The sequence below is a fragment of the Pelotomaculum propionicicum genome (assembly GCF_004369225.1).
GTDB classification, from domain to species: domain Bacteria; phylum Bacillota; class Desulfotomaculia; order Desulfotomaculales; family Pelotomaculaceae; genus Pelotomaculum_B; species Pelotomaculum_B propionicicum.
In genome coordinates, this window is the sequence record NZ_QFFZ01000017.1 from 58,786 (window position 1) to 67,799 (window position 9,014).

11 protein-coding genes, 1 tRNA gene and 1 pseudogene are annotated in these 9,014 nt (G+C 45.3%); 3 read left to right on the plus strand and 10 right to left on the minus strand.

The genetic code is table 11. From position 1 onward, the window contains the following. Window positions 1–21: 21 nt before the first annotated feature. The gene (locus Pmgp_RS09395; protein ID WP_243119791.1) at window positions 22–855 is read left to right on the plus strand and encodes a carbon-nitrogen hydrolase family protein; all 834 of its coding nucleotides are present in this window, start codon (window positions 22–24) and stop codon (window positions 853–855) included. A gap of 33 nt (window positions 856–888) precedes the next feature. Here the strand turns inward: Pmgp_RS09395 and Pmgp_RS09400 are convergent, their stop codons facing one another. Both Pmgp_RS09400 and Pmgp_RS09405 read right to left on the minus strand, forming a co-directional pair. After that, window positions 889–1,110 carry a NifU family protein gene (locus Pmgp_RS09400; RefSeq protein ID WP_153189201.1) on the minus strand — a complete coding sequence of 74 codons (222 nt, stop codon included), beginning with the start codon at window positions 1,108–1,110 and terminating at the stop codon, window positions 889–891. Between the two features lie 252 nt (window positions 1,111–1,362). Further along, window positions 1,363–1,584: a NifU family protein gene (locus tag Pmgp_RS09405; protein ID WP_134213732.1), complete on the minus strand. Its 222-nt coding sequence runs from the start codon at window positions 1,582–1,584 to the stop codon at window positions 1,363–1,365. Between the two features lie 489 nt (window positions 1,585–2,073). Here Pmgp_RS09405 and Pmgp_RS09410 point away from each other — a divergent pair. Next, window positions 2,074–2,159: transfer RNA gene (locus Pmgp_RS09410), tRNA-Leu, on the plus strand. A 169-nt stretch (window positions 2,160–2,328) separates the two neighbouring features. Here the strand turns inward: Pmgp_RS09410 and Pmgp_RS09415 are convergent. The 8 genes from Pmgp_RS09415 to Pmgp_RS09460 form a co-directional block, all read right to left on the minus strand. Further along, window positions 2,329–3,804 carry a tyrosine-type recombinase/integrase gene (locus tag Pmgp_RS09415; protein WP_134213733.1) on the minus strand — a complete coding sequence of 492 codons (1,476 nt, stop codon included), beginning with the start codon at window positions 3,802–3,804 and terminating at the stop codon, window positions 2,329–2,331. A gap of 102 nt (window positions 3,805–3,906) precedes the next feature. After that, entirely contained in the window at window positions 3,907–4,128 is a 222-nt protein-coding gene (locus Pmgp_RS09420) for a helix-turn-helix domain-containing protein (protein ID WP_427910026.1), read from the minus strand. Between the two features lie 557 nt (window positions 4,129–4,685). Next, a complete protein-coding gene (locus Pmgp_RS09430) occupies window positions 4,686–4,928 on the minus strand; it encodes a helix-turn-helix domain-containing protein (RefSeq protein WP_134213735.1) in 243 nt (80 codons plus the stop codon). Beyond that, window positions 4,903–5,355: a sigma-70 family RNA polymerase sigma factor gene (locus Pmgp_RS09435; protein WP_134213736.1), complete on the minus strand. Its 453-nt coding sequence runs from the start codon at window positions 5,353–5,355 to the stop codon at window positions 4,903–4,905. Before Pmgp_RS09435 ends, Pmgp_RS09430 begins: the two co-directional genes overlap by 26 nt. 613 nt (window positions 5,356–5,968) lie before the next feature. Further along, entirely contained in the window at window positions 5,969–6,403 is a 435-nt protein-coding gene (locus Pmgp_RS09445) for a hypothetical protein (protein ID WP_134213738.1), read from the minus strand. Window positions 6,404–6,498: 95 nt separating this feature from the next. After that, complete coding sequence (locus Pmgp_RS09450; protein WP_134213739.1) at window positions 6,499–7,263, minus strand: DUF4367 domain-containing protein; 765 nt, start codon at window positions 7,261–7,263, stop codon at window positions 6,499–6,501. After that, entirely contained in the window at window positions 7,253–7,543 is a 291-nt protein-coding gene (locus Pmgp_RS09455) for an RNA polymerase sigma factor (RefSeq protein ID WP_243119792.1), read from the minus strand. Before Pmgp_RS09455 ends, Pmgp_RS09450 begins: the two co-directional genes overlap by 11 nt. Before the next feature lie 743 nt (window positions 7,544–8,286). Continuing rightward, a complete protein-coding gene (locus tag Pmgp_RS09460; RefSeq protein ID WP_134213741.1) occupies window positions 8,287–8,778 on the minus strand; it encodes a hypothetical protein in 492 nt (163 codons plus the stop codon). Window positions 8,779–8,888: 110 nt separating this feature from the next. On the opposite strand from Pmgp_RS09460, the pseudogene Pmgp_RS09465 reads away from it, so the two are divergent. Then, window positions 8,889–9,014: pseudogene (locus tag Pmgp_RS09465) on the plus strand (transposase); the annotation flags it as partial.

Sequence of the window (9,014 nt, forward strand, 5' to 3'; positions counted from 1 at the left end):
GAATAAACGGGAGAGTCTATAGTGAAAAGAAAATTTAAAGCCGGCGTTTGTCAGATGCTGGTTGCCGGCCAGAAGGACGACAACCTGGCCAAGGCACGCTCCATGATCAGAGAGGCGGCTGCTAACGGCAGTGAGATTGTTGTTTTGCCGGAGATGTTCAACTGCCCTTACAACAGCAGACTGTTCCCCCAATATGCTGAAAGCTTCCCTGCGGGTAAGACTTTTAAAATGCTGTCAGAGGCTGCCGCAGCTGAGGGGATTTACCTGGTCGGCGGCTCCTTGCCCGAGCGTGAGAACGGCAATATTTTCAACACCTCTTTTGTTTTTGGCCCACAGGGTGAATTTCTGGCCAAACACCAAAAAATCCACCTTTTTGACGTGGACCTGCCTGACGGGCTTTCTTTTCACGAGTCCAAAACACTCGCACGAGGCAAAGTTATTACTGTGGTAAAAACAGCTGTGGCCAACCTGGGTGTGGCCATATGCTACGATATCCGCTTCCCGGAACTGAGCCGGCTGATGGTCCTGATGGGCGCGGATGTGATTGTGCTCCCGGCATCTTTCAATATGAACACCGGCCCCGCGCACTGGGAACTGCTGCTCAGGACGCGCGCCGTTGACAACCAGGTTTTTGTCATAGGCGCCGCTACAGCCAGAGATACCAGCGCTTCATACGTCAGCTACGGGAACTCGGCCATCGTGGGCCCCTGGGGCGATATCATCGCCCGGGCGGACGAAAAGGAAACGATCATATACGCGGATATCGACCCGGGCGAGATCGATAAAATAAGGGAAGCACTGCCCCTGTTGAAACACAGGAGGACAGACATCTACCATATTAAATCACAGCAATAAAGCAACCCTCTGGCTTGTCCAGAGGGTTATTTGCTAAACTGATACCACTTCTTTAACTTCCGGTACTTCTTGTTTGAGCACCCGCTCAATACCCTGCTTGAGGGTTATTTTAGCGCCGGGTCAGCCACCGCAGGCTCCTTTAAGGCGTACTTTTACCAAGCCGTTTTCAGTAACATCCACAAGCTCAACATCGCCGCCGTCTCTTTGAAGAAAGGGACGCACTTTTCCTAGCGCCTCTTGAACTTTTTCTTTCACTGGCATTAAACCTCCCTTCAACTATATTTATTATTGCTGCTCAAAACCTTAAGTATGTGTTCTGAAAACTTGCAGTTTAAATTATTTTACCTGTTCTCACCGGGTATTTCAACAAAATATCTTATGATTAACAGTAAAATTATAAATTCTTTTTATGTGAAAAAAATAACAAAAAAACCTTCACTTTAAGCCTGAGCCACAGTGAAGGGATTTACTTTCATGCTGATAATTTGATTATTCTTTATACAAAAACTAAACAGCTACGACTTCCTTTACTTCTGGAATCTCCTGTTTAAGTACCCTCTCAATGCCTTGCTTCAGAGTTATTTTGGCTCCGGGGCACCCGCCGCACGCCCCCTTTAACCGCACCTTGACCAGTCCGTCGGCGTCAACATCGACCAGTTCGACATCGCCGCCGTCTCTCTGCAAGAAAGGCCGTACTTTACCCAGTACTTCCTCAACTTTTTCCTTCAAATGTTTCTACCTCCCTCCAAACTAAATTATTTAAAAATAGTTACTGCAAAAGATTAAACTTATTCTAGCTATTTTACTCTTCAAATACAAGGTATTATTATAGGTAAAATAAAATTTGATTATTAATTATTTTTATGATAGTCTTGCTTTTGAAAAATAAATTATATGACCATTTAGAAAGTGACCTGACAGAGTCATTAACATAAAACCTACCAACGTCCACCAAGGGCTTTCATATTGACTCCGCATATCCTTTCTGTTAGAATAAGTGTTGCTATTAAACCATATGCCGAAATGGCGGAACTGGCAGACGCAGCGGACTCAAAAACCAGTGCGTAAAAAGCCCTTTTCGACCGGTAGGCGGCTCCCAAACCCGCATGGTTGCTGGGTTCTTGATAACTTCATAGTCTCTATGGTTTTTCATATCCCTCCACCATATCCCTCCAAATTCCAAAGACGGTTTATGGAGAGGGAAATTGAAATAAACTTGCCGATGTGGCGGAATTGGCAGACGCGGCGGTCTCAAAAACCGTTGGATAACCTCCATGCCGGTTCGACTCCGGCCATCGGCACCAGAAGTCAATGCTCTTAAAGCCGCGACACAAGCGGATTTGAGGGCTTTTTTCTTTTCTGGCGGCACCTTTTGTTTGCCGCCCGTCATACCGTCACATGACACGCTTTAGCGCGTATTGGCAATGCTCTCAGCTCCCTTTTTACCTGGCATTCCGCCGATTTGGAGGGATGTCAGGAGGGATATACGCCGATGATGGCGTTGGCCGAAGCGACCTTGGAGCTGAAATCCAGGTGGGTGTAAATGTTCGAGGTGGTGGAAATATCACTGTGCCCCAACCACTCCTGGATCTCCTTCAGGCTGACTCCGTTGGCGTACAACAAACTGGCGCAGCTATGGCGCAGGTCGTGGAAACGGATTTTTTTCAAACCGTGGTTTTTCAGCGTAAGCGCGAAATTCTGGGTGATATAGCCAGGCTTGATCCGTTCTCCCAACTCGTTTACGTAGATGTAGCCAAGATATTCCCGGCAATAGTCTTTGCCGCAAACTTTTTGATTGCGCTCCTGCTCTGCCTTCAGCCGTCGAAGAAGCTTTGCAAAGGGCTCCACCAGCGGTAGGGTGCGGTGGCTGGACTTGGTTTTGGCGCGGTCCTTTTCCACGATGATGGCTTTTCCGTCCACCCTTACCTCGGTTACGGTATGCTTGATGGTCAGCGTCTTTTTTTCAAAGTCAATCGCGTCCCATTTAAGCCCCACGATTTCACTGCGGCGCAGTCCGTAAAACGCGCCCAAGATAACGGCCAACTCTATCGGTTTGTTTTTCACGACGGCAAACAAGGCTTCCAATTCCCCGGCATCGTAAATACTGGCTACGAATTTTCCGGTTTTGGGCCGCTCGATCCGGTCGGCGGGGTTAAAGGCGATCAGGCCCACCTTGAAAGCGTACTGCAAGGCCTTGCGAATGTTGGCGTGGCGATGGATTACCGTGCAGGCGCTTACGCCTTTCTCGTTCAGCTCGTACTGATAATAGTCTTGGATGTGCTTGGGCGTAACATCTTTCAACGTAAGCTTGAACTCCTTAAAATAAGGAATAATGCAGCTCTTAATGCAACCAGCGTAAGAAGCGTAGGTAGTCATTTCCACATTGTGTTTGATCATCTCCAGCCATTCCAGCAGGAAGTCGGTAAACAGTATCCGCACCTCGCCGGAGATCGGGTTTACTTGGTCGGCCGGATTGTCCCGGATCAGCTCAAGTTCCACGGCGTAGGCCAAGGCTTCTTTAATGACCTCGTGATATTGGAGCAGGGCGGTGTTTAAAGCGTTTTTTTCTGTCCTCTCGTACTGATAGTAGCCTTCGATGTCCCCCGGCTTTATTTTTGCCACCGTAACGGCGGTATCCTTAAAGTAAGGGATAATGAAGGTTTTGGCGTCGTACGCGTAGAGGGCGTAGGTGTCGGCGTCCACTCTGTTGATAACGTCCTGCAACCATTTTTTCAGGAAGTCTGCAAACAAGGCGTTTTTATCACTCATTGCCGTGTCGGGATTAAACTCTTGCCTGGTCTTCCAAAGCATCGCTTCGGCGCGCTTTTTATTCCCCTTGACGGGAAGTCCCGTGCTGATGGACTTGGTTTGGCGCTTTCCGTTCCTGTCCTTATAGGTGAGGATCATGTGGAAATAGCCGTTTTTTTCGCGTAGATGTCCTGTTACCATGAATTCTTGCCTCCTTAAATCAGTAACAGTCTCTATTCACCTACCATTGACGGGTTTAGTGTAACAGGCTCCAAAATAACTTGCAAATGTGCGAACGATGTTTTACGCATTGGATTCCTGTACAACCGCCAGGTATTCAAAAATATGAAACTTGGGGATTTTATACGTCCTGCCTATCTTAAAATGCTTAATCTGATTTTGCCGCAAAAGGCGGTATCCGGTTTTTGTGCTGATACCGCCGAGCATTTCACACATTTGCTCCACATTGACCACATCCGGGTACTCCCGAAAGATCAGCTTATATGCTTCATTGCTTTTCAGCAAGGTATCAGCCCCTTTCTGCTTAAAAAATATAAATGCAGACAACAGGGGCGCGCCTATGATTGGATGCGCATACACGCTCGCTCAAACGGACGCGCCCCTGACCTGCGTTTCTGTTTCGGTTCCATCGTTTTACGGGCTTATCGGATGGACGGCGGCTGTCCTCATAGGCATTTCACCTCCCCCCATACTGACGGGCCGCCCCCATTGCCTGCGACGCTTTTAACGCTCGGACTGTGGCTGGACGGAAGTATCATTGTACCGGCCTATGCGTCGTCGCCCCACAAGCTGCCATGCTCATTTTGCGGCCTGGGTGGTGATCGCTCGTTCCCTTTTTGGGAAGTCGTGGCGCACCCGCCGTCCGGCTCGGCATAGACCGAAAGTATCCGATTAGCCCTATATTGCGCGTGGTTAGCGCGCTTTCTTTGTCAAAGAACAAGGGGCTGTTGTCAACCTGTAAAAGCTCACCGACAACCAATGGACTTTTATAGACCGGCAACAACACGAAAAGCCCGCAATCGGGAAGGTGGAAAGGGGACACATTCCCGCGCGGGCAAGACTTACGCTACCTTGAATGTAAGGATTTTGGTAATGAGCTTAGTTTCCAGTCTGCGGCGCAATTCTTCATCCACACACAGGAAAGGGATGCCGTTCCGGTCATAACCTCTCCTGGTGGACAACACGGCTATATACCCTTCGTAGTGTTTCAGTACGGCATTGATCGCGTCGATGTTGCCGCCTGCCGCCGCCGCAATGACGGGAAAAGGCAGCAGATTTTTACGGCTCGGACTTGTTTTCACCATCGGCTTTTCCCTCCATATACTTTTTGATTTGTTGCAGTGAGCTTGTCCTATGACGGTAGATTGTGGTGCGCACAAGGTTCATCAGTTCCCCGATTTCCGCATCCGACATATCCAGGAAATAAGACAGCAGGATAATGTTGCGCTTTTTCTCGGGCAGAGCTTCCAACGCTTCACCTATCAATGCGTCCTTGACCTCGACATCGTAGCCCATTGCTTGGAACAAGTAATAATCAGTCGCATATTCATCCATAGTATAAAGCTGGCTTAACTCCTTCTCTGACAGCTCGGAAAGGGTCACTTCGTACTGCAAGCTCCGTGCAAGTGCCTTGCGGTAATTGCTGGCTTCGCCTTTCAGGACCTTCCTGCAAAAGCTGTCAAACTGATGCCGGACAGTTTTTCCCTTGTTATTGGAAGAAGATCGCTCCAAAGAGTTCACCTCCTTCCTGTTCCGAATGGAGGGAGTAAAACTCGTCTCTTTTTCCCTTTCACTCTCTATCCAAACCGGCAAGGGCTGTTTGTTGCGTTTTTCAGATGACGCTTGGCAAAAAGTTACAAAAAAGCCCGACTGGAAAACATCCAATCGGGCAGAAAGGCTCAGACCTCTTATTATGTAATGTGTGTATATACCTTGTTGGCCGAAATAGGGCCATCTGCAAATAAGGCTTTTTTTGAACAGTCAAATGGCGTCAGATAATGTCGGCACAAATTTAGCACGGCGGCATCCTCCTAACACCGCCGTATCCTTAAAAAAGGGCGAACTTAATACACCCTACGATATGCTATTTTTTAAAAAGGAAAACGGCGGCCTTGATTTTTATTCCAAAACCGCCGTTTGGCATTGAGAATTTTTATACGTATGATTATTACCGCCGAAACAACGGTTTTTTATAGCTTTCAAGAAGTAAACCAGTGTAGTGCCGCAAAAAAAATCCACTCCCAACAAAAATTCTTGGCAATAATTTCATTGCCGTTTCTCATTAATACTTCAGATTAGAAGATCCTTGATAGCCCTTGTTCTATTGATATGATAGCAACCCAATTCAATATATTACCGTGTCAGAATATAACGATTTTCTCTCCAACAGAATGCCGGAAGCGTTATAAACTTCAGCGGTAGCGCATACCCGATAGGTACCGTGGACAACGTAATAATCCTCATATACATCGGCAACGTAGGTCCCAGGCGCTGTCGCGGACCACGACTTGATTGTGCTCCAGCCGCTGCCGGTGGATTTCTGCAATTCGACGGTCAGCTTGGTGGTGTGCGAACTGTCGTAAGCTGAAGCAAGCCCTATGCAGGTGGCTTTCCCTGACGAGTTGATCGATAGGCCCGGACTTAACAAGGAAATGTACGTGAATTGAGGAGTTATCACTCCTTGTGTTCCTGAGTTTTCTGTCCCATCAGCCGCGTAAGCCGGAACGGGAGAGAAAACGGCCATTAGGACAAGAAGACACTTGCAGATGAATTTTTTCATAAACAAAAACCTCCTTTAAATATCTTTCAATAGGAAAGACAACCAAAGGAGGCTTTCTGCAACATATTTTTCTATTTTTTTGAAATATTTTTTAGCTAATCTATATATTTCACTCCCTCGGCCATCTTAACCGCAGTATCTTTTTCCATCTGTCCCCGAATCATGAACATACGGTCATTCATGGCCCAGATCACTGTAACTAGAGAGTTTTTCACAATAAGCGATCCCTCATGCCCGTTGATGCTGACTGGTTCAAAGGCGGAGGCATTCTCCGTATCCAACGCAGGCTTGTTGCCTTCGCTTAATTCCATATAAGTGATAAGCACCCCCTGCGGATTTTTAAATTCGATTCGTTTTAAAGGTTCGCTGTTGGAAATAGCACTGACTTCATATCCGTCCGGTATATAGGTCGGCACATAAGCTTTGTGCCAGTCAATGGTTGTACTGCTACCCTCCGAACCGCTGCTACTGTCCTTCAACTGAAAAGATGTATATTCCTGCTGAATATCCATTAAAAAATTCAGCACCCTGACTCGCACTGCTTCCACGGTCGCCACAGTAGTGCCTAGTATCACCAGCATGATCAGCATGGCAACCGCCGCTATGTTCAAGGCCTGCCAAATGCGCCGCCGTCTGGCATAAGCCTTCGATTTTTTTAGCTGCGCATCCAGTTGTTGACTGAATTTTTGGGTTGCCTCTTTGGAAGGTAGAAATTCCGGGTCGTTTTTCAGCTTTTCTTTTTCCTCCAGGAAAAGCTGGCCTTCTTTTTCCGCGGCGTCGTGCATTACCAATTTGAACAGACTATCTTCATATTCCTCATAAAGTTTTTTCCGAGTTTGCTCCGAGCTGTTATTCGGCATGCTTATTCATCTCCTTATCCATGAGCTCTTTGGCTTCTCTCCGGGCTCTGGTCAGATACTGCCGGACACTGTCCGGAGCTATTTGGAAAATTTCTGCTATATCCAGATCATTCATTTCCAATATGTACTTAAAATACAACAGATCTTTGTGCTTCTCCGGAAGTTTTAATATGGCTTTCCCCAGCTCTTCTATTTCTTCCTGATGAACAATCCTGTCCTCTAAATTATCTTCAAGGCTGGGAACTTTTTCCGCCAGATCAAGATCTTCTCCATAATACACATTGTTAAGAGTTTCCAGAAAAGAACATATATCAAAAGGGGGTAGACAGACCGTCACATATAAGGGGTCTGCTCATGAAACGGAAAAAATTGTACGCTAACCATATTATGGTAAAATGCTTTGCGTATGGCTTCGATGATAGTACCGAATTAAAAAGAGCCGGGATTCTATAGATAAGAACCCGTGCTCTTTTAATACAATATATTTAGTATAGTGAACATTTTGGTAATACTATGCGACATTGTGTTAAGGATATATCCCTGAAGCATAACATCAAAAATAGAATATTACCAAGTTCCTACTGGTATTAATAATTAGCAATTAAGGTTAGATAATTGTGGAACAACGAATTCTTGTCGAAAGACAGGGATTTTCAGAGCTAGGTGGTTCTTGAGGTAAACAAGGGATGGCGGAGCTTTTGTTGGGGGGTGGTAGTTGGTATGAGGGTCTTACACAAGAATTACCCCGGTGAACTATAGGCAGACGACCCATTCACCGGGGGTGAATCCGTCCTTTAAACTTGGTTCGCGCCAAGAGGGGACTTGGTTGGCCTATATCTAAGTTTATCGTATACGAGGAGGGATCCTATTGAATTTAAAAAGATTATTTGTCTTTTTTGCCATAATAATTTTTACCATTTTTCTTGTGACAAGTTACTCCCCTGAGTTGACAATTAGGAAACATCTATTTTTTGTTAACCCTGCTCAAAGTTTGACAACTAAGTTTTAATTGCTTTTCATTATTTATTTAACAACCTTAACCCTGTCAAGAGCAAACTTGCCACTTATAAATTCAAGCGTACCAGTTAAATGTGGAACGTCTTTTAACTTATCACATGTTGAATAAAATTCATAATCATATATACCATTTAGGTCTTTAGAAATATTAGCATACCAAATAGGAATTTCCCCTTCTCCATTGGCTTTAAGCATTCCATGGGATTCCCAGTTCTGTTCAGTCATTGTTTTGTCATCTTTATGAGAGTCCCAAACTACATTACCATCTTTATAAAGAAAAAAATTAAATGTACGAGTTGTAGGCGTGACTAATTCAATGTCCTCCATTGTATGGTTTTTTATTTTAAAAGACATGTACCTGTTGTCATTAAATTCCAAGGCGTATTCTATTTTATGTCCCGGTTGTTGATTTTCTTTTTCTACTTTTAGTGTTTTGCACCCAGCAAAAAGTAGTATCAGAGTTAGTAATACAATAAAAAAAATAATTGGCCTATTCAATATTTCACCTCCTTAATGAATAGGTATCATTTGGAGTCAAGTTGAAGATGCCCTGTTTTTTGTAAAATCTTATTTTTATTTGTAAATGGCGGTCAATAAGTTTACTACTCTGCATTGTACCGGGCGGTGGACTTGATTCATATGGCAAGTGGGTGAACTCAAAGAAAAAGTTCTTTATCCCCGTCAAGGTTCTATCCCGGAAATTCAGAGGCAAATTCTTGTACTACTTAAAACGA

Bases quoted from the DNA above. Each gene is read 5' to 3' on its own strand.
- Pmgp_RS09415 (WP_134213733.1), bottom strand. From the start codon at position 3,804: ATGGTAACAGGACATCTACGCGAAAAAAACGGCTATTTCCACATGATC.
- Pmgp_RS09430 (WP_134213735.1), bottom strand. From the start codon at position 4,928: ATGGTGAAAACAAGTCCGAGCCGTAAAAATCTGCTGCCTTTTCCCGTC.
- Pmgp_RS09445 (WP_134213738.1), bottom strand. From the start codon at position 6,403: ATGAAAAAATTCATCTGCAAGTGTCTTCTTGTCCTAATGGCCGTTTTC.
- Pmgp_RS09450 (WP_134213739.1), bottom strand. From the start codon at position 7,263: ATGCCGAATAACAGCTCGGAGCAAACTCGGAAAAAACTTTATGAGGAA.